The sequence below is a fragment of the Shewanella sp. SW1 genome (genome assembly GCF_025653545.1).
In the GTDB taxonomy this organism is placed as follows: domain Bacteria; phylum Pseudomonadota; class Gammaproteobacteria; order Enterobacterales; family Shewanellaceae; genus Shewanella; species Shewanella oncorhynchi.
In genome coordinates, this window is the sequence record NZ_JAKKSG010000029.1 from 21,885 (window position 1) to 44,861 (window position 22,977).

19 protein-coding genes are annotated in these 22,977 nt (G+C 43.6%); 11 read left to right on the forward strand and 8 right to left on the reverse strand.

The window, feature by feature from the left end; all coding sequences use genetic code 11:
- Positions 1-168: 168 nt before the first annotated feature.
- The gene (locus L5M71_RS20715) at positions 169-705 is read left to right on the forward strand and encodes a hemerythrin domain-containing protein (protein ID WP_105249947.1); all 537 of its coding nucleotides are present in this window, start codon (positions 169-171) and stop codon (positions 703-705) included.
- A 311-nt stretch (positions 706-1,016) separates the two neighbouring features.
- Here the strand turns inward: L5M71_RS20715 and L5M71_RS20720 are convergent, their stop codons facing one another.
- The 5 genes from L5M71_RS20720 to L5M71_RS20740 all read right to left on the reverse strand — a co-directional run bounded on the left by L5M71_RS20720 (position 1,017) and on the right by L5M71_RS20740 (position 8,016).
- Positions 1,017-1,202, reverse strand: coding sequence for a DUF3545 family protein (locus L5M71_RS20720; protein WP_006080618.1), 186 nt, complete (start codon positions 1,200-1,202; stop codon positions 1,017-1,019).
- A gap of 216 nt (positions 1,203-1,418) precedes the next feature.
- Positions 1,419-3,056, reverse strand: coding sequence for a glucose-6-phosphate isomerase (pgi, locus tag L5M71_RS20725; protein ID WP_219252934.1), 1,638 nt, complete (start codon positions 3,054-3,056; stop codon positions 1,419-1,421).
- A 19-nt stretch (positions 3,057-3,075) separates the two neighbouring features.
- Positions 3,076-4,032, reverse strand: a complete 957-nt coding sequence (gene tal / locus L5M71_RS20730; protein ID WP_263185993.1) for a transaldolase — start codon at positions 4,030-4,032, stop codon at positions 3,076-3,078.
- Positions 4,033-4,282: 250 nt separating this feature from the next.
- On the reverse strand, positions 4,283-5,407 hold the full coding sequence (locus L5M71_RS20735; protein WP_263209561.1) for an OmpA family protein: 1,125 nt from the start codon (positions 5,405-5,407) through the stop codon (positions 4,283-4,285).
- Positions 5,408-5,649: 242 nt separating this feature from the next.
- The gene (locus L5M71_RS20740; protein ID WP_105249944.1) at positions 5,650-8,016 is read right to left on the reverse strand and encodes a phosphoketolase family protein; all 2,367 of its coding nucleotides are present in this window, start codon (positions 8,014-8,016) and stop codon (positions 5,650-5,652) included.
- 428 nt (positions 8,017-8,444) lie between these two features.
- On the opposite strand from L5M71_RS20740, the gene L5M71_RS20745 reads away from it, so the two are divergent.
- Positions 8,445-9,887, forward strand: coding sequence for an alanine/glycine:cation symporter family protein (locus tag L5M71_RS20745; protein WP_113941318.1), 1,443 nt, complete (start codon positions 8,445-8,447; stop codon positions 9,885-9,887).
- Between the two features lie 129 nt (positions 9,888-10,016).
- Positions 10,017-10,790, forward strand: a complete 774-nt coding sequence (yaaA, locus tag L5M71_RS20750) for a peroxide stress protein YaaA (RefSeq protein ID WP_219252020.1) — start codon at positions 10,017-10,019, stop codon at positions 10,788-10,790.
- 65 nt (positions 10,791-10,855) lie between these two features.
- Here the strand turns inward: yaaA and L5M71_RS20755 are convergent, their stop codons facing one another.
- Entirely contained in the window at positions 10,856-12,259 is a 1,404-nt protein-coding gene (locus L5M71_RS20755) for a M28 family metallopeptidase (RefSeq protein ID WP_263209563.1), read from the reverse strand.
- A gap of 136 nt (positions 12,260-12,395) precedes the next feature.
- Between L5M71_RS20755 and L5M71_RS20760 the strand changes: the two genes are divergently transcribed.
- Positions 12,396-12,692, forward strand: a complete 297-nt coding sequence (locus L5M71_RS20760; protein ID WP_006084975.1) for an ArsR/SmtB family transcription factor — start codon at positions 12,396-12,398, stop codon at positions 12,690-12,692.
- A gap of 63 nt (positions 12,693-12,755) precedes the next feature.
- Here L5M71_RS20760 and rpsT read toward each other — a convergent pair whose 3' ends face one another.
- Entirely contained in the window at positions 12,756-13,022 is a 267-nt protein-coding gene (gene rpsT, locus L5M71_RS20765; protein ID WP_011790375.1) for a 30S ribosomal protein S20, read from the reverse strand.
- Between the two features lie 252 nt (positions 13,023-13,274).
- On the opposite strand from rpsT, the gene murJ reads away from it, so the two are divergent.
- From murJ to ispH, 6 genes are all read left to right on the forward strand, one after another.
- Positions 13,275-14,834, forward strand: a complete 1,560-nt coding sequence (gene murJ / locus L5M71_RS20770; protein ID WP_105249941.1) for a murein biosynthesis integral membrane protein MurJ — start codon at positions 13,275-13,277, stop codon at positions 14,832-14,834.
- 65 nt (positions 14,835-14,899) lie between these two features.
- The gene (gene ribF, locus L5M71_RS20775; RefSeq protein ID WP_263209565.1) at positions 14,900-15,835 is read left to right on the forward strand and encodes a bifunctional riboflavin kinase/FAD synthetase; all 936 of its coding nucleotides are present in this window, start codon (positions 14,900-14,902) and stop codon (positions 15,833-15,835) included.
- A gap of 32 nt (positions 15,836-15,867) precedes the next feature.
- A complete protein-coding gene (ileS, locus tag L5M71_RS20780; protein WP_263209567.1) occupies positions 15,868-18,690 on the forward strand; it encodes an isoleucine--tRNA ligase in 2,823 nt (940 codons plus the stop codon).
- 9 nt (positions 18,691-18,699) lie between these two features.
- Positions 18,700-19,215, forward strand: coding sequence for a signal peptidase II (gene lspA / locus L5M71_RS20785; protein ID WP_028760922.1), 516 nt, complete (start codon positions 18,700-18,702; stop codon positions 19,213-19,215).
- The gene (fkpB, locus tag L5M71_RS20790; protein WP_028760921.1) at positions 19,212-19,634 is read left to right on the forward strand and encodes an FKBP-type peptidyl-prolyl cis-trans isomerase; all 423 of its coding nucleotides are present in this window, start codon (positions 19,212-19,214) and stop codon (positions 19,632-19,634) included. The genes lspA and fkpB overlap by 4 nt, the downstream gene beginning before the upstream one ends.
- A 1-nt stretch (position 19,635) precedes the next feature.
- Positions 19,636-20,592: a 4-hydroxy-3-methylbut-2-enyl diphosphate reductase gene (gene ispH, locus L5M71_RS20795; protein WP_263209570.1), complete on the forward strand. Its 957-nt coding sequence runs from the start codon at positions 19,636-19,638 to the stop codon at positions 20,590-20,592.
- Positions 20,593-20,776: 184 nt separating this feature from the next.
- Here ispH and L5M71_RS20800 read toward each other — a convergent pair whose 3' ends face one another.
- A complete protein-coding gene (locus L5M71_RS20800) occupies positions 20,777-21,811 on the reverse strand; it encodes a YtjB family periplasmic protein (protein WP_411568993.1) in 1,035 nt (344 codons plus the stop codon).
- 79 nt (positions 21,812-21,890) lie between these two features.
- Between L5M71_RS20800 and serB the strand changes: the two genes are divergently transcribed.
- Positions 21,891-22,871 (forward strand): phosphoserine phosphatase SerB, encoded by a 981-nt coding sequence (serB, locus tag L5M71_RS20805; RefSeq protein ID WP_173243378.1) that lies wholly within the window; start codon positions 21,891-21,893, stop codon positions 22,869-22,871.
- Positions 22,872-22,977 lie beyond the last annotated feature (106 nt).

Genomic DNA, 22,977 nt, shown 5'->3' on the forward strand with positions numbered 1-22,977 from the left:
AATTTCCCTGAAATATGCCGAGACGTGCTAATGTTTGTGGTCTGTTTACTGTTTGGTATGTGATTTACTTGATCAACATCATAAAGTGAACAGGTTTTAGCCTGTTATATTGGTGTTAGTTCACGACTTGGCTAGTATCAATAGTCAGACCCATATTCAGGAGGCATTATGCTTAAAAGACTCATGCATGATCATAAACATATAGCTGTATTGCTAAATGTTTTAAAAAACAAGCAGATGAAACTATCCGAAGGTGAGTCAATCAACTTCAGCGTCGTGCGCGATATTGTTGAATATATGCAAGGATATGCTGAACGATGCCATCATCCCATTGAAGACATTATTTATGCCTACTACCTAGCCCATAAAACGAACGATACTATCGATAAATTGAGTGCCGAACATGAGTCTGTGATCCAATCCTCGGCCACCTTGATGGCGACTTTAAACTTGATCCTCAGTGATATTGTGGTTGCCCGCGAGAAACTGATTGTTGATTTTGCAGAGTATGTCGCATTGCAAGAGCGACATATGCAGATGGAGGAACGGGAAATATTTCCTTTGTTAGCCAAAAGTTTAACTGAGCAAGATTGGCAAGTTATTGAGTTAGAGTGTCAGAAATCGCTGATCGATGATCCTTTGTTTCTTGACCGAGAGCAGAAAGAATTTGAAGATTTACGGGTTTATCTCACAGCGTCTGACTAATACTCTTTAGTTTATTGGGCCCATGTTGTCGGCTTAAGCTGGTGTTTTTATACGGCTGAGGAGCACATTTTTGATTCTGACGGCGATGTCTCGTGAGCCAAAGTTGGTTGGGATTTGTAAAGTATTATCGGTGTTGATGACGTTGGATTTTATCGTAACTTACTGGTTTTTTTGGTTTTTTTAAAGCTCCGGCTCGTAAGGCCATACCATGCTTATATTCTGTTTGCTCCAATAGTTGTAAATAAAAAAAGCGCCGAAGGGCGCTTTTCTATTCATGTTTGAAATGATAACTAGCTCATATAAACATGTAATTACAACTGGATAGCATCAATGTCGTAGTTAAAGTTATTATCGATTTCTTGGAGTTCTTTGAGCAAACGATGCTTATCTTTTAATGCTTCGATCTCACGCCATTTACGCTTTTTATTGGAGCCTCGCGAACGATCGGGTCTTTCAACGACTTCATCTAGCGCACAACCATAATCTAAACGATCCATGGCAACCTCCTGTTGTTGTATGTTTTGTCAGCGATTAAATAACATATTTTTAAAACAGGGTGCAAGAATTATGTTTCATTTGTGTTAAGTTGAAATGAACTTTGAGTGATATGTCATTGATGTTATATGCAGAAGTAGAGCGGAGTTAAGTAGGAAAATTTAATAAAAAGAACGGGGTAGAATTAAAAAGCCAGCAATTGCTGGCTTTTTGTTCGATTAGATTTTGCCTTGTCGATAAAGGTTAATCAATGCGTTGCTTGAGGCATCTAAAGCATCGGAATCTTGCTCTGCGCCAATGCGTGCTAACACATCGTTACCGAGATTCTTACCGAGTTCTACACCCCATTGATCGAAGGAGTTGATATCCCAAATAGCACCTTGAACGAATGTTCTATGTTCATACAAGGCAATTAAAGCGCCTAGGGTACTTGGTGTGAGCTTATCCATAAGTAAGGTATTGCTCGGCTTGTTACCAGGCATGACTTTATGTTGAGCGATCAGCTGCTTCTCTGTGGCGGATAATGCGCTATTAGCAAGTTCGGCTAAAGCTTCATCAAAAGTACGACCTTGCATTAAGGCCTGGGTTTGACCGAAGCAGTTTGACGCTAATTGGTCATGGTGCTCACCGATAGGATTATGGCTTTGCAGCGGCATAATGAAATCGGCAGGGATCAGTGCGGTACCTTGATGTAATAGCTGGTGGTAGGCATGTTGGCCATTAGTGCCTTCGCCCCCCCAAATGACGGGACCTGTGCTGTAGTCAACATCAGTACCATTTAAGGTGACTGACTTACCGTTACTTTCCATGTCGAGCTGCTGGAAGTAAGCGGGTAGGCCTCGCAGATAATGATCGTAGGTTAATACTACATGGGACTGAGCATTAAAGAAGTTTCCGTACCATAGAGAGAGTAATCCCATGATAACTGGCATATTCTCAGTCAGTGGCGCTGTAGCAAAGTGCTCATCCATTTGATGCGCACCCGTGAGTAGAGCTCTGAAGTTATCCATACCGATCAAAAGTGCAATCGGCAAGCCAATCGCTGACCAGAGAGAGTAACGGCCACCAACCCAATCCCACATAGGGAAAATATTGTTTGCATCGATACCAAAATCTGTCGCTTTTGCCACGTTTGAAGTGACTGCGACAAAGTGTTTTGCCACATCAGACTGCAAACCGCCTTTCGCTAGGAACCAGTCTCTTGCGGTGAGGGTATTGGTTAAGGTTTCCTGTGTCCCGAAAGATTTGGATGACATGATGAACAAGGTCGTTTCAGGATCCAATAACTTCAGCTTCTCACTAATAGAAGTCCCGTCGACGTTTGCCACAAAGTGACAATTTAATTCGGGGTTCCAATAAGGGCGCAACGCTTGAGAGACGATTTTGGGGCCTAGGAAAGAGCCGCCAATACCAATACTGACAATATCGGTTATCGCTTTACCTGTGTAACCTTTCCATTGACCTGACGTCACTGAGTTCACAAACCCTTGCATCTTATCTAGAGTTTGTTGAACTTCAGGAACTATGTCTTGACCCTCGGCAATAATCGATTGTTCTGCAGTACTGCGAAGCGCTGTGTGCAGTACGGCGCGCTTCTCTGTGGTGTTAATGATTTCACCTGCAAACATCGCTTTGATTTTTGCTTCAAGTTGGCTATTGCTTGCCAACGCAAATAACAGATCCAGCGTTTCCGCTGTTGCTCTGTTTTTAGAGTAATCCAGTAATAAACCACAGGCTGATAGCGACATTTTATTGAAACGTGCCGCGTCAGTTGCAAACAATTCCCGCATATGCGGAACATTTTTACTGTGTGCTGATAAAGCTTGCCATGTTGAGCTTTGGGTCAAGAGTGTCATTTCACCGTCTCCAGAGTGCTTAGTTCGCGAGCTTAGCCGTGAGCATGACTTCGAGCTTACCTTGGTCTATCGCAAAGTTTCGAATGCCTTCGGCAAGCTTATCAACCGCCATTGGATCTTGGTTAAAGTCCCAACGGAATTGTGCTTCAGTCAATGGGGGTTCTGCAGCGACAGTGGTCGTTGCTGCAACCAGTTTAGGTGTGATGTCAACTTGCGAATTAGCCAGTTCTTCTAATAGAGAAGGGCCAATGGTCAGACGATCGCAACCTGCTAGCTCAATAATTTCACCGATATTACGGAAACTTGCACCCATAACAACAGTGTCAAAACCGTGTTGTTTGTAGTAGTTATAAATTTCAGTCACTGAAATGACACCAGGGTCATTTACGGCATTGTAATCTTTACCTGTATCTTTTTTGTACCAATCAAGTATGCGGCCTACAAAAGGAGAAATGAGATAAGCACCCGCTTCGGCACACGCACGCGCTTGAGCAAAGCTAAATAGTAGGGTTAAGTTGCAGTTGATGCCTTCTTGCTCTAGTTCTTTAGCGGCACAAATGCCTTCCCAAGTTGAAGCAAGTTTGATCAGAATGCGTGATTTATCTACACCCGCTTCTTTATATAGGCGAACCAATTTATGGGCTTTAGCGATTGATTTTTCTTTATCGAATGATAAACGTGCATCAACTTCAGTTGAAATTCGGCCTGGAACGAGTTTCAGTATTTCTACGCCGATATTGACCGCTAGTTTGTCGCTGGCATCATCAAGTTGCTGCACGAGATCGGTACTTTGTGATTTTGCCCAGTTTATAGCGTTATCTATAAGGGATTCATATTCAGGAATTTGAGCCGCTTTCAAGATGAGTGATGGATTAGTGGTCGCATCTTCAGGTTGGTAGCGTTTAATCGCTTCGATGTCGCCTGTGTCAGCGACGATAGTGGTATATAACTTGAGTTGCTCTAATGTATTGGCCATGAAAAACATCCTTCTCAGGTAGCAGTTTTAACTCGGAATTCACTGATGACTATTAGAAGCGATTTTGCCAACTTTTCCAACCTTGAATGTAAAAAAATTACAAAAATGACAATTTTATGTCTATTAAGGTATGGCTCGAGCTACGGGCTATCATCTTGGCAGCAGTAGAGGGCGTCGCTTGTCCTAGTGTATACCCCATAAAAACAAAAAGTCGCTGCAAGCAGCGACTTTTTTACTTCAGTAAGAACTATTACTTCAGAACAGGTTGTTTTGTTGTGGTAGTCACGATAGCTTCGATGCGACGGTTCGCAGCGTGAGCTTCTTTTGAATCACCAGCAACCAATGGCTGAGTAACACCGTAACCGTTAGAAGTTACGCGGCTTCCGCTGATACCATATTTCTCTACAAGAATCTTGGCAACGGCGTCAGCACGTTTGTCAGACAATTCCATGTTGTATTCTGGTTTACCTACATTTGAGGCGTGACCTGCGATTTCAACAGTGAAAGCTGGATTTTTGTTCAAGTAGTTAGCTAATCTTTCGATGTCTTTGTAGTAAACATTTTTAACTACAGCAGAATCGTTAGCAAACTGGATTGAACCTACGTCTTCTTTAGTTTTTACGTTTTCGTAAATGGTACAGCCAACAGAGTCAACTTTGTGCGTTACTGGTGTTGCTGGACATTGGTCTTTGTCGTCGTAAACGCCATCGTTGTCAGAATCAACAGGTGCTGCTGCAACTGGAGTTGCTGCAACTGGAGTTGCTGCAACTGGAGTTCCGAAACGGTAACTCAGTTCTAGACCCCAGTAGTTGCTTTCACCTTCAAACGAACCCCACTTATCTTCATCTAAATTTTCATAACGACGATATTTAGCTTGAAGTTTTAAGTTTTCAGTGAAGTTATAACCAATACCTGTACCCAAATAAGGAGCAATACCGCTATCACTATAGTATTCGCTACCCCATTGTTTATTATTGGATATTAAGTAGTTCATCGCGCCAGCCTCGACTGATAAACTCCAGTTGTTAGCAATCGGCCAAACACCAACTAGCCCAAGAGTAGTACCTTTAACTCCTAGATCATTTAGCTTATTGCTATAGTCGGTCCATTCTGCACGACCAAGATTACGGTAACCTAACTCAATACCAAAGTAGTCATTGAACATGTAACCTGCGAATATATCCCAAGCATATGGGTCATCTTCACCACACACTTTAGTCGTTTTTAAATCGCAGTTCGGCTCATAGTTATTTACGCCAAGTCCGCCACCGATATACCAAGGTGTCAGTTCTTGAGCCGCAGATACAGTGAAAGGTAATAGCGATGCAAGCAGTACAAATTTTAATTTATGATTCATCATGTTCTCCAATTCCATTATTTATGATTCTCCACCAATATGTTTTGCGCTTATGTGTGCGCAAAACATTGCTAGCACTTAGTGTGGGGATCCTTTGGTATTGTAGCCAGCGATTAATTATCACTTGGTTTGTTAAATTTAGCCAGAGCTAAGGCTCTTTATTTTTATGGGTAGGCATTCTGTAAGTTATTTTTAAACGTAAAAAAGGCACTCCGAGGAGTGCCTTTAAAATGAACTATTTTGTTGGCTTTATGTAAATGTTAACGTGTCCATACCCAATTTTCGATTTCTACTGGGTCTACACCATTCGCTTTAATATAGTTGCGGTGGTCAACTAATCTTTGCAGCATATCAGTGGTGATAGAAACGTGCATAGTTTCATCAATAACGCCCTGTTGGAACAGCTTGTAAGCCATATCAATTACAAGGTGATAGCGTGATGTACCGTTACGAACACCCATATCAAATGGCGTTGTTGTTGAACCTTCTTCTTCGTAGCCTTTAATTCTGAAGCGACGGCTGCCTTTGTAATCAAAAATTAACTTTTTGATTGTATTTGGGTAACCATGGTAGTTGAATACCACGCCTTTATCTTGAGTAAATATTTCGTCCATTAACCAAGGTTTTTCTTTAAATTTACGGCTACCTAAGCCATCACTGCTTAATTCAGTGACACTAACGAAGCGGATTTTCACTCTTGGAAGGAGTTCTCTGATTAATACTAGAGAAGCCATACATTCTTGAGTGACATAATCACCACAACCTGCCAGCACAATATCGGGATTCTCATCTGAGGCAAAATCCCACACCATTACGCCGTCTTTTGTTTGTTTACGCGCTTCTTCCAAGCTTAGCCATTGTGGTAACTCTTTTTTACCTGCAACCAGAATATTGAGTTTGTCACGGTCTGCGAAGGCTCGCTCTGTATAAACCAATGTGCTGTTGGCATCTGCGGGTAAGTAAGCCGAGATTATTTTTGGATGTTTCTCCAGCATAGCCCCAAGGAAAGATGGGTTTTGATGTGAATAGCCATTATGATCTTGGCGCTCAAGTAATGAAGATAATACGACATTACAGGCTGGCAGTGGCTTACGGAAATGTACGCCTTGGCTGGCGTAGACATATTTACAGTACTGATCGGCCATCGATGAGATAACTTGTGAGAATGCTTCGTAGGTGGGTAGCATGCCGTGGCGGCCTGTTACTGTGTAACCATGTAGCATGCCAAAAAGTAAGTTTTCAGAAAGCAGTTCAATGACTCGACCTTCACGGGACATATCTTCATCCCAACTCTCAATTGGCCACTGCCATGCACGATCGGTTTCTTCAAATACAGCTTGTAGTTGATTTGAATAGGTTTCGTCAGGACTAAAAATACGTAGATTACGTTGGTCGCGGTTTAACTTGAATGCATCGCGCATCCATTCGCCCATTTTTAACATTGAATAGCCACGTTGACCACGTGGTACTTCTGGACCATAGCTGAGTTTTTCAAGATCTGGATTGGTTAATGCTCTAACAACTTCCCCGCCATAGGTTAAATGTTGACGGCCACAGGCAAGTTGCTTGGGTGGGATTAATGAACAAATGTCGGCATCAAAAATCAGTTCGCCTTTTTCATTCATTTGATAGAGTTCTTGGAAGTCGTAACTGGCAAGCCAATTATCCAGTGCATCTAAATGGCCCTTATCAGTGGCACATTTATTGACGATTACTTGATGCGATTCGCAGTTACCTTCTAATTTCTTACCTTTATATTCACTGACACCAGTCCAACCTTTGGCTGTGCGCATTAAAATGACTGGCCATTTTGGTTTAACTACGTCTTCGCCACTGCGTGCTCGACGTTGAATGTCATTGATCATGGTATAAGCGGTATCCATGGCATTTGTCATCTGCACATAGATATCTTCTTCTAATTCGTTATCAACTATGATGGGGAAATAGCCAAGACCACGGAATTCAAGATCCAGTTCTTCATGGCTCATACGTCCCATGCGGGTAGGACCGGAAATCTTATAGCCGTTAATATGCACAATTGGCAATACTGCACCGCTGGTCGCTGGTGAAACTAAGCGGTTTGCATACCAAGATGCGGCTAATGGTCCCGTTTCTGCTTCGCCGTCACCAATTAAGACGGTTGCGATCAGATCTGGATTATCTAATACTGCCCCCCAGCCTACTGAGAGTGAGTAGCCTAATTCGCCACCTTCAAGAATTTGTCCAGGTGCTTCAGGGTTTGCATGTGAAGGATAACCATAAGCGGCAGAAAACTTCTTACAAATATCTTCGATGCCAGTTTCATTGTAGGGAATAGTTTCTGGGTAGAAATGACTTAAAGAGCCTTCAATGAATAAGTTTGCTTGTACAGCGGGAAAACCATGGCCTGGACCGACTAAATAGATAAAAGAGCGGTTATGCTTCACTATCAAGCGGTTAATGTTGGCATAGACAAAGTTAATACCTGGGCAGGTACCCCAATGGCCAAGTAAACGTGGCTTGATATCAGTATGGGCAAGTGGACGTTTATGTAAGACGTTTTGTTTGAGGTAAATTTGCGAGGTCGCAAGAAAGTTTGTCGCTCTGACGTACTTTTTCAGAGCATTGATTTCATGTATTTGTGTCATGTTAAGCCTCACTAAAACAAACAAGAGATGATTGAAGTTTCTATGGGGTTACTATATTTGTAGTTTTATTACAAAAATGTGCCCTACATCCAAATTTTAAAAGTTGTTTTTGCTGTTAAAAATAATAGCGCAACTTAGACCTTTTGTTAATCCAGCTTTAACAGTAGCTTAGCTAGTGTTGTAAGACGTGATGTCAATGACGTTTAGCTGTGCAAACGCGAGCTTGATCACATGAGCAATTTCGAATACTGTGCTATTTTGCTGCGTTGAATTCGGTAGCCGTGATGTTGTAAATTCACGGAAGGATAATTTGAAAAAATAAATCTACCGAAATTCTTACCTTTAACTTGGAAGGATTCATTCACCACAGATGTTGTACCTTTAATTGCAATTAGAGGAGCATTTGCTACGGGAAGAAGTAAAATAATATGTTAGAAACCATAGTTAATTTTTTGAATGCGCTACTTTGGGGTAAGTTGTTAGTATATGGACTAGTAGGAGCTGGTCTCTATTTCACCATTAGACTTGCCTTTATTCAGTTAACCCACTTTAAACATTCCATCAAAGTTATGACCATGAGTCGGCAAGGTTGCGATAGCGGTCTTTCTTCATTTCAAGTCTTTTGTACGAGTATGGCAGCCCGTGTCGGTGCTGGTAATATGGCCGGTGTTGCTGTTGCTATTGGTGCAGCGGGTCCAGGTGCAGTATTTTGGATGTGGCTTATCGCTATTTTAGGTATGGCGACCGCTATGGTTGAATCAACCTTAGCGCAGGTTTATAAAGTCCGAGATCATAATGGCCAGTTCCGCGGTGGTCCTTCCTACTATATGGAAAAAGGATTGGGTCAGAAATGGATGGGCATTTTATTTGCTGTCTTTTTGATCATTGCTTTTGGTTTAGTATTCAATGCAGTACAAGCTAACACTATTACCGGTGCCATGGAGCGAGTATTTGGTTTTAATCCAACCTATGTAGGGATTGGGCTAGTGATTGCCAGTGGATTTGTGATTGTCGGTGGTCTACGTAAAGTTGCGCGAGTATCTGAATTTCTTGTCCCCATTATGGCCTTAGCCTACATTCTTGTAGCCTTCATTATCGTTATTTTCAACCTAGAACAATTACCTGCGATTATTAGCTTAATTGTGAAAAGTGCTTTTGGTTGGCAAGAGGCTGCCGCTGGCGGCGTGGCTTATACTGTCGCGCAGGCAATGCAAGCGGGTATTGCTCGCGGACTTTTCTCGAACGAAGCGGGTATGGGCAGTGCGGCGAATGTCGCGGCAAGTGCATCGCCTAACCCTAATCATCCAGCATCCCAAGGTTTTGTGCAGATGATGGGTGTGTTTGCGGATACTATCGTTATCTGTACTGCAACGGCTGCGATAATCCTGCTATCAGGGGATATTGGCTCGAGTGATGATGGGATTCGATTAACCATTAATGCCATGTCTGCACATGTTGGCGACTGGGGTGGCGCATTTATTGCGGTGGCTATTTTCTTATTCTGCTTTACATCCATCATAGCCAATTACTCATACGCTGAAACAAATGTGATGTACTTAATGGGAAATAGTACCAAAGCACTGCCTTTATTCCGTTTGTGCGTGCTTGGCATGGTCATGTTTGGTGCCGTCGCTAAGATAAGTTTAGTGTGGAACTTGGCTGACGTTTCGATGGGGTTGATGGCGACGGTAAACATTGTTGCTCTATTACTATTATCGGGCCTGGCAATTCGCGTTATTAATGATTATCGCGAACAGATCAACGCGGGTAAGACTCCAGAATTCGATCGTAGTAAATTTCCTGAGTTGATGGATCAGCTTGATGATGATATTTGGCAAGATACCAGTCTCGTGCCGGCTAAAAAGCTTTAGTTAGCCTAGCGCATCGAGAATAGGCATTACTGATTGTTGTAATCGAAAAGACCACGCTGTTAAAGCGTGGTTTTTTTATGTTCGTTCAGTATCATAGGCATGTATTTTTGTTTCTGTTGGGAGTTTTTGATGTTGATATTGGTTTCGCCGGCGAAGACCTTAGATTTTGAACAGCCGCCACTGACGCAGGTGTATTCACAACCTGATTTTTTAACTTATAGTCAGGAGTTGATCCAAGTGTGTCGGCAATTGACCCCTACAGACATCGCCACTTTAATGAAGGTGAGCGATAAAATTGCGGGTTTAAATGCGGCACGTTTTGGGGAGTGGCGGCCAGATTTTAGTTTAGATAATGCAAAACAGGCCATTTTTGCTTTTAGAGGCGATGTGTATACTGGCTTTGATGCTGATACATTGTCTGAAGATGAAATTGCTCGAACTCAGTCACAACTACGTATTTTATCTGGACTTTACGGTTTGCTCAGACCGCTGGATTTAATTATGCCTTATCGTTTAGAAATGGGCACGGCACTTTCTAATCCTAAAGGTAAAAACCTATATGAGTTTTGGGGAGAGACGTTAACTCAAGCGGTAAATGAAACGCTTGCTGAAACGAGTAGTGATATTATTGTCAATCTTGCATCTAATGAATATTTTAAAGCAATAAAGCCTAAAAAACTTCAAGGGCAATTAATTTCACCCATATTTAAAGATTGTAAAAATGGTCAATATAAAGTGATCAGTTTTTTTGCTAAGCGTGCTAGAGGCATGATGGCGAGATATCTCATTACGCATCAAATTGACACTTTAGATGAATTAAAAGCATTTAATGTTGCTGGTTATTATTATAGTGAAGAGCAGAGTTCCCCAACAAATCCAACGTTTTTACGTGAAGAGCAATAGCGAAATATCGATAAGATGTTAATTGATAGAGAACAGCTAATGCTGTTCTCTATATTATTGATGGCCTATTTTTCAGATTGAGTGACTAAAGGCGTTAATGTCACCGTTGAATTTGCCATGATATAAGCAAATTGTGCGTAGGCGGCGACGTTTTGAGCCAATGCGGCAGGGTCGATTTTATCTAAGGTATCATTCGGTGTGTGATGGTAATCGAAATAATCGTGGCCATCTTGCCTCAAGGATGCAACTGGAACACCTAAGGCAGGGAGCATAGACACGTCTGGCCCGCCAGAAGCTTGGTTATTGCCCAGTGCAACGCCATTGAATGACATAGGGCTGAGCGCTTGCTGTACTTCGGTGAATATGTTCTCATTCACTTTAGTATCGATTTGATAAATTCTACCGGCCCCAAAATCAGACTCTGCAGCTATGTAGTGCAGCGGTAATTCAGCTTTATGAGCCTCTGCATACGCTTTACCGCCAACGAGCCCAACTTCTTCAGCGGCATATAGCACGACTCTAACAGTGCGAGCGGGTTTTATGGGGAGATCTTGAATATGCTTGGCTGCAGCCGTCACAATGGCGACACCAGCGCCATCATCAATCGCGCCAGTACCCTCATCCCAGGAATCTAAATGAGCACCAATGAGCACTATTTCATTGGGCTTACTACTGCCCTTTACTTCGGCAATGACATTGTAGGAAGTATTAAAACCTAAGTTTTTTGGCGACATATGCAATTCGAGCAGGGCATTAGGATCGCGTTTTAGTAATGCACCAACCAAATCAGCATCGGGATTTGACATGGCAGCCGCGGGGATTTTAGGCACGCCATCTTGGTAGCGCATGATGCCAGTATGGGCCATGCGGTCATGATCTGTGCCAATAGAGCGGATCACGATAGCAACTGCGCCTTTTTGCGCTGCAGCGACTGCCCCTTTCGAGCGGCCACCAACGCTTTTACCATAACCTTCACCAGTGATATGGCGCTCTGTTTTTTGGTCAATAAAAACAATCTTACCTTGCACCTCTTCAGGCTTGGCTTGTTGTAATGCCTCTAGGCTATCAAAGCGCGCGATTTTAGCTTGTATACCTCCAGCAGGAGTCGCAATACTGCCACCAAGCGCAGTAATGACCAACGGCTGTTCTACAGGGACGGTGATTTTGGCTTTGGCTTCACCGCGCTCCCAAATTGGCACTTGTACGGCTTCTTTATAAACACGGTCAAAACCAAGGCTGGTCAGTTTATTTATCGCCCAGTTAACGGCGAGGATATCCTTTGGACTACCTGCAAGTCTTGGACCCACTTCAACCGTGAGTGATTCGACTAAGTCATAGCTTAATTGCGAAGATAATGCTGCCTGTTGTAATTGAATGATTTTATTAGGGGCAGTTTCTACTTGAGTTTGGCACGCACTTAACCCCCCGATTAAAAGACTCGAGAGAAGTGTAGTTTGATAGGGCTTCATTAGATTTCCTTTATTTTTATTAAGCATGTCCCATTTTTAAAAACAATCTAGCAAAAAGTGTGCTTTATGTCCCGACTATATCCGTAAGGCGACGCTATATTAGCGCAGGGGTTAGTTTTAGGAGAGAAAGTGCGTAATGAATATTGAATTAATGCAGGAGCGAGCCGATCATGCCGTAGTGCTATTAAAGGCACTCGCGAACGAACGCCGTTTATTTATTCTTTGTTATTTATTGAATGAAGGAGAAATGTGCGTTGGCGAAATGAATAAAAAATTAGGCTTAAGTCAATCGGCACTATCACAACACCTTGCTTGGTTACGCAAAGATAATTTAGTAACCACACGCAAAGAAGCGCAAACGGTATTTTATTCACTCAAGAGTGATGAAGTACGGGAGATGATTCACTTATTGAACAACATTTATTGTCATTAATAGTGTTTTTCAGATATAAAAAAACCGGCAATTGCCGGTTTTTTTCATTTGCTATTTTATAGATTAAGCAGCGATTGCTTTGATCTTAGCGTTCAAACGTGCCTTTTGACGAGCGGCTTTATTCTTGTGAATAAGACCTTTAGTCGCCATACGGTCAACGATTGGTTGTGCAACAGCAAAAGCTTCTGTTGCTGTTTTGTGATCGCCTGCTTTAATTGCAGCGATTACTTTTTTAACGTATGTACGTAACATTGAGCGACGGCTGGCGTTATGCTGACGACGCTTTTCAGATTGAAGCGCGCGCTTCTTTGCAGACTTGCTATTAGCCAAGGTGCAACTCCTAAAAACTGGATTTGATACTTTTAAAGGCCGAGGAATATGCCTGCATTTAGTCACTTTGTCAATGACTATGATTGAATATTCATCATAAAGATAAATTAATCCAACCTGCCTTGGCTATCTTCGACCCAACTCGTGTAATATGTGGCGCAATTCTAGCAGCTATTACTGCAGTGTGACAGAGCCTGAATCGATTTTTTGAGATGTATCACCTAATCAATTCGATATGGGTCTGGGGGACGTTTGAGTAGAAAATTATTAAAATCTGGCCTGATTGTTAGTGCTATGACATTGATATCCCGAGTTTTAGGTCTAGTTAGGGATGTGGTTGTTGCTAATTTGATGGGCGCAGGGACAAGTGCTGATGTGTTTTTCTTTGCAAATAAAATTCCTAATTTTTTACGCCGTTTGTTTGCTGAAGGGGCTTTTGCACAGGCGTTTGTACCTGTTTTAACTGAGTACCAAGAGAAACATACCGCAGAAGAGACTCGTGATTTATTGAGTAAAGTTGCGGGCACATTAGGTTTACTAGTGACAATAGTGACCCTTTTGGGGGTGGTTGCATCACCTGTGTTGTCAGCTTTATTCGGTGGTGGTTGGTTTATCGCTTGGCTTAACAACGAGCCAGATGGTGCTAAATTTGAACTCGCTACCGTTGTGCTTAAAATTACTTTTCCTTATCTGTGGTTTATCACATTTACGGCATTAGCTGGCTCAATTTTAAATACCCGAGGCCGTTTTGCGGTATCGGCTTTTACACCCGTTTTTCTCAATGTGGCAATTATTGCGGCGGCTATTTTCTATGCGCCTACATCGACCCAGCCTGAGATTACCTTGGCTTGGGGCGTTTTTTGTGGTGGTTTGATTCAGTTCCTATTTCAAATTCCCTTTTTATTGCGAGAAAATGCGCTCGTCAAGCCTTCTTGGGGCTGGCATCACCCAGGCGTGGTGAAAATCAGAACTTTGATGATCCCAGCATTGTTTGGCGTGTCTGTCTCACAGATTAACCTGCTATTTGATACATTTATCGCCAGTTTTTTGATGACGGGTTCAATAAGTTGGCTCTATTATGCCGACCGTTTACTCGAATTCCCCTTAGGATTGTTTGGGATCGCGATTGCTACTGTGATTTTACCTGCGTTGTCACGAAACCATGTGAATGACGAAGGTGCGGGCTTTGGCAAGACGATGGATTGGGGGATTAAAGCGATTCTACTGCTAGGTCTACCGGCTATGATGGGGTTGATCGTGCTCGCAAAGCCCATGCTGATGGTATTATTTATGCGCGGCGCTTTTTCATTGCATGATGTTGAAATGGCTTCCTATAGTTTGATGGCTTATGGCAGTGGTTTGCTTAGCTTTATGTTGATTAAGGTGCTTGCTCCTGGCTATTACTCTCGTCAAGATACCAAAACACCTGTGCGTTATGGCATTATTGCCATGATCACAAACATGGGCTTTAACTTGCTGTTTGCTATTCCTTTTGGGTATGTTGGACTGGCGATTGCGACTTCGATGTCAGCATTGCTTAACGCCACATTACTATACCGAGGCTTGCATTTAGCTGGCGTTTATCGTGTTTCTAGGCCGACTATGGTGTTTTTTGCTAAAGCCGTGGTCTCTACAGCCTTGATGGTGGTAGTCTTGTATTACTTTTTGCCTTCACAACAAATTTGGTTAGATTGGCATTTGTTCGATCGTGCGAAAGCCTTGATAGGCTTAATTTTAGTTGGGGCAGTCAGTTATTTATTGTGTCTGCTTTTGCTCGGAATTCGTCCTTGGTCAATTAAACGAGGAGCTTGATTGCTGATTCTCATCGCTAGCTGTTATATAATCAGCCGATTTGCGCTTGGCAGTTGTCTAACGTTATGGAATTAATCCGCGGTATACATAACATTTTGTCATCCCACCACGGGTGTGTATTGACTATAGGTAATTTTGACGGCGTCCATCGTGGTCATGCACAAGTGATTGCGAATTTAGTGCAGAAGGCGAAGCAGTTATCGCTGCCATCGACATTAATGACGTTTGAGCCTCAGCCGCAAGAATTGTTTAGCGGCGACAACGCGCCGGCTCGTTTAAGTTTATTACGTGATAAAGTCATTTTACTCGATGAACTCGGGGTTGAGCGGTTAGTGTGTGTTAACTTTAATCGCACTTTTGCTAATCAACCTGCAGAGCATTTTATTGAAGAATTGTTGGTCAGCAAACTGGGTGTCAAATACCTCGTCGTCGGTGATGATTTTTGTTTTGGTCAAGGCCGTAAAGGCAATTTTGAAATGCTAGTGCAGGCGGGTATCCAATATGGATTTACTGTGGTCAGCACTCAAAGTTTTATGCTGGGCTCGCAAAGAGTGAGCTCGACTGCTGTGCGTGAACAATTGGCGAAGGGCAATCTTGAACAGGCGAGACGCCTATTAGGACATCCTTTTACCTTGAGTGGCCGTGTAGCGCATGGGCAAAAAATTGGCCGCACAATTGGTTTTCCCACCGCGAATATCGCCTTAAAGCGCAATGTTGTGCCGGTACGCGGTGTGTTTGCGGTTAAATGTTATTGGGATAACAGCGATATTTATGAGGGCGTAGCCAATATTGGGTTTCGCCCGACAGTGAACGGTCAAGTGTGTCAGCTTGAGGTGCATCTTTTTGATTTTGAAGGTGACATTTACGGCAAACATGTTGAAGTCGAGTTGGTGGCTAAACTCCGAGATGAGCAACCTTTTGACTCATTGGATGCGCTAAAAAAACAGATTTTAAATGATGCAAATGAAGCCAGAGCTTTATTTGGTAATGATGCAGGCTGAAATTTATCAGTTTAATTAACGGTATAGGATCAATGAGCGACTATAAATTTACTTTGAATTTGCCGGAAACAGAGTTTCCGATGCGTGGTAATTTGGCAAATCGCGAGCCAGAGATGTTAGAGCGCTGGACAAAAGACGGTTTGTATCAACAGATCCGTGATAGCCGAATTGGCCGTACTCCCTTCATTTTGCATGACGGCCCACCGTATGCGAATGGCAGTATTCATATTGGTCACTCAGTTAATAAAATCCTCAAGGACATTATTGTTAAGTCAAAAACCATGTCTGGTTTTGACGCGCCTTATGTACCAGGTTGGGATTGCCATGGTTTGCCTATTGAGCTGAAAGTTGAGCAAAAAGTGGGTAAGCCAGGTCAAAAAATCTCTGCAGCAGAATTCCGTGAAGAATGCCGTAAATACGCTGCAGAGCAAGTTAACGGTCAACGTGAAGACTTTATCCGTTTAGGTGTGTTGGGTGATTGGCAAAATCCGTACTTAACAATGGATTTTTCGACGGAAGCTAATATCGTTCGTTCTTTATCGAAAGTGATTGAGAGTGGTCACTTGCATAAAGGCGTCAAACCTGTGCATTGGTGTACCGACTGTGGTTCAGCCTTAGCCGAAGCCGAAGTCGAATATGAAGATAAGACATCACCCGCAATCGATGTGGCGTTTGTCGCCGCTGACAGTAAAGCCGTTGCGGCTAAGTTTGGGGTAAGCGATTACTCACATCCTGTCTCTATGGTAATTTGGACGACCACGCCATGGACGCTACCAGCGAACCGCGCCTTGTCTTTGAGTCCTGAACTGGATTACAGCTTAGTCGAATTCGAAAAAGACGGTGTGACGCAAGCGCTTATTTTAGCTGAAGTCTTGGTTGAATCTTGCCTGACTCGCTATAACATCGAAAGCCATACTGTGCTTGGTACAACCAAAGGCGCCGCGCTTGAGCTTGTCCGCTTTAATCACCCGTTCTTGGATTTTGATGTGCCTGCAATTTTAGGTGATCACGTCACTACTGATGCGGGTACCGGTATCGTTCATACTGCCCCTGGTCACGGTCAAGACGACTTTGTTGTTGGTCAAAAGTACGGCTTAGAAGTCGCAAACCCTGTTGGCGACAACGGTGTATACAAGCCTGATACTGAGTATTTTGCTGGGCAACATGTTTTTAAAGCTAACGATAACGTCGTAGCTTTGCTGAGAGAAAAAGGTGCCTTGCTGAATCACGTGGCTTACCGTCACAGCTACCCACATTGCTGGCGCCACAAAACACCAATTATATTCCGCGCGACACCGCAGTGGTTCATCTCTATGGATAACCACGGTCTACGTACGCAAGCATTGAAAGAAATCGAACAGACTCAATGGATCCCTGATTGGGGCCAAAGTCGTATCGAAAAAATGGTTGAAAACCGCCCTGACTGGTGTATCTCACGCCAACGTACTTGGGGTGTGCCTATCACGTTGTTTGTGAACCGAGAAACCGAAGAGTTGCACCCTGATAGCGTGTCGTTAATGGAACGTGTAGCCAGCCGTATTGAACAGCAAGGCATTCAAGCTTGGTGGGATCTTGATGCCGCCGAATTGTTGGGTGACGAAGCGGAACAATACCGCAAAGTAACCGATACCTTAGACGTTTGGTATGACTCTGGCTCAACATTCTCATCAGTGGTAGCCGCACGTCCTGAATTCCACGGACACGGTGTTGACTTGTATCTTGAAGGTAGCGATCAACATCGCGGTTGGTTTATGTCATCTTTGATGATTTCAACCGCAATGAATGGCAAAGCACCGTATAAGCAAGTGCTTACCCACGGTTTTACCGTCGATGGTAAAGGCCGTAAGATGTCAAAATCTATTGGTAACGTGATTGCACCACAAACGGTAACCAACAAATTAGGCGCCGATATTCTGCGTTTATGGGTTGCGGCAACAGATTACAGCGGTGAGATGACGGTTTCAGACGAAATCTTAAATCGCAGCGCCGATGCCTATCGTCGTATTCGCAACACTGCCCGTTTCTTATTAGCCAACTTAAACGGTTTCGAGCCCGCTAAGGATTTAGTGGCCGTTGAAGATATGGTGGCGTTAGACCGTTGGGTTGTTCGCCGTGCCGCTGCGCTGCAACAGGAAATCATCGAAGCCTATGATCAATATAACTTCCATATAGTGACTCAAAAACTGATGCAGTTCTGCTCGGTTGAGTTAGGCAGTTTCTATCTGGATATCATTAAAGATCGCCAATATACGGCTAAGCAAGAAGGCCATGCACGTCGTAGTTGTCAATCGGCGCTGTATCTGATCTCTGAGGCCATGGTGCGTTGGATTGCGCCAATTCTAAGCTTCACTGCTGACGAAGTATGGCAACTACTGCCTGGCGAGCGTGATGCTTATGTCTTTACCCAAGAATGGTATCAAGGCTTGAAATCAGTCACCTTAGCGACTGATTTAAGCGATGATTATTGGCAGCAGTTACTAACCGTGCGTAATGAAGTCAATAAAGTGATTGAACAAGCTCGCCGCGACAAACGTATCGGTGGCTCATTAGAAGCTGAAGTGACCTTGTTTGCGGATGCTGCCTTGACTGAGCAATTAACCCATATCGGCGATGAGCTGAGATTTGTGTTGTTGACCTCTGAAGCCAAAGTATTGCCTTTAGCCGATGCGACATTGGAAGCGGTTGAGACTGAGTTGGCATCACTGAAATTAGTGGTTGCTTCAAGCACTGCCGAGAAGTGTGAGCGTTGTTGGCACCACAGAGAAGAGGTTGGCACTATTGAGGCTCACCCAACACTTTGTACTCGCTGCGTAACCAATATTGAAGGTGACGGCGAAGTTCGTCAGTTTGCGTAAAGGATCTGTATGCCATTAACTTGGAAAGACAGTGGCTTACGTTGGTATTGGGTAGCTGTATTGGTGTTTTTAGCCGATCAGCTATCTAAGCAATGGGTCTTAGCCAATTTTGATTTGTATGAATCAGTGAAATTATTGCCTTTCTTTAATTTCACTTATGTACGTAACTATGGTGCAGCTTTTAGTTTTTTAAGTGAAGCTGGAGGTTGGCAGCGCTGGCTGTTTACGATTGTTGCGATTGGATTCAGTACGTTATTGACTGTGTGGTTGCGTAAGCAATCGTCTTCTTTGTGGAAACTGAATCTAGCTTACACCTTAGTGATTGGTGGTGCTTTAGGTAATTTAGTCGATCGATTGATGCATGGTTTCGTGGTTGATTTTATCGATTTCTTCTGGAATAAGAGCCATTATCCAGCATTCAATATTGCCGACGCTGCCATTTGCGTCGGTGCAGTGCTGATTATTTGGGATGCATTTGTAAGCGATAAGTCTGAAGCTGATAGCGCTGAAGGGGTTAAAAAGTGACTGTGACACGTTCATTATTATGCCACATGAACATTGTGCTTGCTGATGGCTCAACTGCCGATAGCACTAAAGCTTCGGGTAAACCGGCTCGATTAAATGTGGGTGATGGTACTTTAAGTCCTGCATTTGAGGCGCAGCTGGTGACGCTTGCTGAAGGTGATAAGCACAGTTTCACGCTTGAAGCGATTGATGCCTTTGGCGAGTCCAATCCTGATGCTATCCATTATCTAGATCGAAGCCGTTTTCCGGCTGACATGAGTTTAGAGGCTGGCGTGATTGTGAGTTTTGCTGGCCCTGGTGGTAGTGAGATCCCAGGTATTGTCCGTGATGTTGCGGGTGATTCCATCACAGTCGATCTTAATCATCCTCTGGCAGGACACAAGATCACTTTTGAACTGGACGTAGTAAAGGTATTTTAAGATGAAACTCGATCCTACTAGCCCAAGTTTAAATATTATGCTCGCTAACCCGCGCGGTTTTTGTGCGGGTGTTGATCGTGCTATCAGTATTGTTGAACGGGCGTTGGAATTATTTTCGCCTCCTATCTATGTTCGCCATGAAGTCGTGCATAACCGCTATGTCGTGCAGAATCTGAAGGATCGCGGTGCGGTTTTTGTCGAAGAGTTAGATCAAGTGCCGGATAACAACATTGTTATCTTCAGTGCCCATGGTGTATCTCAAGTGGTGAGACAAGAGGCTAAGGCGCGAGGGCTGAGAGTCTTTGATGCGACGTGTCCTTTAGTGACTAAAGTACATCTTCAGGTGACGCGTGCCAGCCGCAAAGGTATTGAGTGCATCCTGATTGGCCATGAAGGGCACCCTGAAGTCGAGGGTACTATGGGTCAATACGATAATCCTAATGGTGGTGTTTATCTGATTGAATCGCCTGCAGATGTTGAAGCTTTGGAAGTGCGCGATCCCAATAATCTTTGCTTCGTGACACAAACTACTTTGTCTGTAGATGATACTTTGGACATTATTGTTGCGTTACAAAAAAGGTTTCCCTCTATTGAAGGTCCGCGAAAAGACGATATTTGTTATGCAACGCAGAATCGTCAAGATGCGGTACGTAATTTGTCTGCAGACGTTGATTTGTTGATTGTTGTTGGCTCAAAGAACAGCTCTAACTCTAATCGTTTACGCGAGCTAGCATTGAAAACAGGAACTCAGTCTTATCTAGTGGATACTGCAGATGATGTTGAGTCTAGTTGGTTTGATAATGTTACACGTGTAGCCGTCACCGCTGGAGCTTCAGCCCCCGAGGTTTTAGTCCAACAAGTGGTTCAAGCAATCGCTAAACTTGCTCCTAGTGTTGTGACTGAAGTTGAAGGGCGTAAAGAAGACACTGTTTTTGCTGTGCCAGCCGAATTACGTTAAATAGTGACTGTTTAATTCTGAAAAAAGGGTTCGCAATGCGAACCATTTTTTTATGCAAATTTTTAGCGGCTGTTCTATTCGACTTTGTTATTAATGGTTTGGTTATTAGAAATTGCTTGTTTAAGGCTTATCTAGAGCTTAGCTATCTAGAGTGTAGTGATTTTCCTATCTATTGAGATCGAGATTAACCTGTTGAATCTGTGTCGAGATCACTTGGTTCACTGGGCGTTTTTGGCGTCGAGGTTTCGACCGCAGCGGCTGTTGCTTTAGTCGCGTGTTTTACTCGGCGGACACTTTTTACTTTAGGTTTAACCTTAACAGGTACCGCTTGTTCCGCATCGTTTGCCGCGTTTTCAACTGCTGTATTATCCTGTAATTCCAATGATTTTTCTGACGTTTTTTCGGCCTTAGTTCGCACGCTGGTCTGAGTGAGCTTATCGGTATTTGCCTCTGTCACTGCTTTTGGTGCTTTAGTGGGCTTAGTCGCTTTCTCTTGTGGGTTATCAGTGGTAGCCACCGGTTGATCTTCGGTTAGCTCTTGCGCCAAACCATCATTAACACTTTCTGATGGCTCTTTAGCTAATGATCGTTTCTCAGGTTTTTTCGGCGCTTGACGCAACTTAACCCGAAAGCGACGGCGGTCGAAGTCGGCACGTTTGAAAGACAAAGAGCGCGAAAGTAACATACCAATCAAGCCTGCAACCAGCAGCATGATTTGTTGTTGCTCCATGTTTAAATTATGGGCTTCTTTGATTTCATTGAAAAATAACTTGGTATCAAGCCTGACTTCGACATAACCTAGATTTTTCCCTTCTTGGATCACGGGCTCTACATAGGGAGGATATTTGCTTAGCAGCAAATTCATTTCTTCCGAGTCAGGATCAACTACATCCTTAGTGATGCTTTGAGCGAAGGATAGCCGCATGCCTTGGTCACTGAAGATGGCGGCGGACATCACCTTAGGATCTTCCACTAAAGCGCTGGCGAGCCATTGCAACTGCTCGTCATTTTGCAGTTGTAGCGCGGGCGCGGCACCATAAGCGGTTTGCTGTACCAGTAATCTGGCCATCTTTTGAGTTTGGGACTTTAGAAGCAGCTGACCTTGTAGTAGGCTTGTTTGCCACAATTGTACTAAGCCGAATATCAAGGCGAAGGCGGCGGCAATTTGGATCAGTCTACTGATTTTATGGCTTTTCTTTAGCCCTTTAAGATATAACACTTTGACCCTTAAAATGTAGAGCGCTTGCCTAATCATAATTGATTCTGAGTGAGCCCGATAGTTGGAGAATTTAAGTCCGATGGAAAGCTTGAACCAAGATGCGCTTTTTTTGTGGTTAGTCTCTGACCATTCCCCAAGGTTTGAACGCCAAGGGCAAGTGTTTGAACGTTATCAAGAGTCAGCAAACCCCGCTGGTGTTTCACGCGTGCGAATTATTTATCAAGATGCCGCGGTAGAGGCGACAATATCGGCCTGGATAGCACAATTGCCTCAGTCTAATGTTATCGGTATCGCCCATATCGAACGCCAAGTTGGTTTACATTGTATCGAGTTGGCACTGGTAAATTTGCCTTCTCAGGCGCAGTTAGCGGCATTCCCGCAGTCTTTAGCTGAATTGCATGTCATCAATTTTGATTTGCCTTGCTTGAATCATCCCGGTTTATTAGTGATGGACATGGATTCAACGGCGATTCAGATTGAATGTATTGATGAATTAGCGGCTATGGCGGGCGTTGGCGAGCGCGTGGCGGCGATTACTGAACGTGCTATGCAAGGTGAGCTAGATTTTGAGCAGAGTTTGCGCCAGCGCGTGGCACAGCTTAAGGGCGCTGATGCCAGTATTATCACGACCTTGTGCGACAACTTGCCTTTGATGCCAGGGCTTGAGCCTATGCTTTTAGAGCTTAAATCCCATGGCTGGCGTTTAGTGGTGGCATCTGGCGGCTTTACGCCTTTTGTTGGCCATTTAAGGCAGCTTTTAAACTTAGATGCGGCCTTTGCTAATGAGTTAGTGATCACTGACGGTAAACTTGCGGGGGAAGTAACAGGTAAAGTTGTGGATGCGCAGTTTAAAGCAGATGTGGTTGAGCGTTGCAGTGAGCAGTGGCAAATTCCAAAAGGCCAAAGAGTCGCGATCGGCGATGGCGCGAATGATATTCCTATGGTGATGGCAGCGGATTTTGGTATCGCTTTCCATGCCAAACCTAAGCTGGCAGCGGCGGCGGATGCCAATATTCGCCATCTCGACCTGCGGGTTCTACCCTATCTGCTACAAATCTAGGTTATTCATTTATTTAAATATAAGTCTGGATATAGACTGAGTTAGAGTAAGGACTCTTGTCTTTTATCGATGAACTGGTAGTTTAGGGAGATTGATAAACTACCAG

What these genes read in the sequence shown, in the direction of transcription:
- L5M71_RS20715 (WP_105249947.1), top strand. Translation starts at nt 169, where the DNA reads ATGCTTAAAAGACTCATGCATGATCATAAACATATAGCTGTATTGCTA.
- L5M71_RS20720 (WP_006080618.1), bottom strand. Translation starts at nt 1,202, where the DNA reads ATGGATCGTTTAGATTATGGTTGTGCGCTAGATGAAGTCGTTGAAAGA.
- pgi (WP_219252934.1), bottom strand. Translation starts at nt 3,056, where the DNA reads ATGACACTCTTGACCCAAAGCTCAACATGGCAAGCTTTATCAGCACAC.
- tal (WP_263185993.1), bottom strand. Translation starts at nt 4,032, where the DNA reads ATGGCCAATACATTAGAGCAACTCAAGTTATATACCACTATCGTCGCT.
- L5M71_RS20735 (WP_263209561.1), bottom strand. Translation starts at nt 5,407, where the DNA reads ATGGAATTGGAGAACATGATGAATCATAAATTAAAATTTGTACTGCTT.
- L5M71_RS20740 (WP_105249944.1), bottom strand. Translation starts at nt 8,016, where the DNA reads ATGACACAAATACATGAAATCAATGCTCTGAAAAAGTACGTCAGAGCG.
- L5M71_RS20745 (WP_113941318.1), top strand. Translation starts at nt 8,445, where the DNA reads ATGTTAGAAACCATAGTTAATTTTTTGAATGCGCTACTTTGGGGTAAG.
- yaaA (WP_219252020.1), top strand. Translation starts at nt 10,017, where the DNA reads ATGTTGATATTGGTTTCGCCGGCGAAGACCTTAGATTTTGAACAGCCG.
- L5M71_RS20755 (WP_263209563.1), bottom strand. Translation starts at nt 12,259, where the DNA reads ATGAAGCCCTATCAAACTACACTTCTCTCGAGTCTTTTAATCGGGGGG.
- L5M71_RS20760 (WP_006084975.1), top strand. Translation starts at nt 12,396, where the DNA reads ATGAATATTGAATTAATGCAGGAGCGAGCCGATCATGCCGTAGTGCTA.
- ribF (WP_263209565.1), top strand. Translation starts at nt 14,900, where the DNA reads ATGGAATTAATCCGCGGTATACATAACATTTTGTCATCCCACCACGGG.
- ileS (WP_263209567.1), top strand. Translation starts at nt 15,868, where the DNA reads ATGAGCGACTATAAATTTACTTTGAATTTGCCGGAAACAGAGTTTCCG.
- lspA (WP_028760922.1), top strand. Translation starts at nt 18,700, where the DNA reads ATGCCATTAACTTGGAAAGACAGTGGCTTACGTTGGTATTGGGTAGCT.
- ispH (WP_263209570.1), top strand. Translation starts at nt 19,636, where the DNA reads ATGAAACTCGATCCTACTAGCCCAAGTTTAAATATTATGCTCGCTAAC.
- serB (WP_173243378.1), top strand. Translation starts at nt 21,891, where the DNA reads ATGGAAAGCTTGAACCAAGATGCGCTTTTTTTGTGGTTAGTCTCTGAC.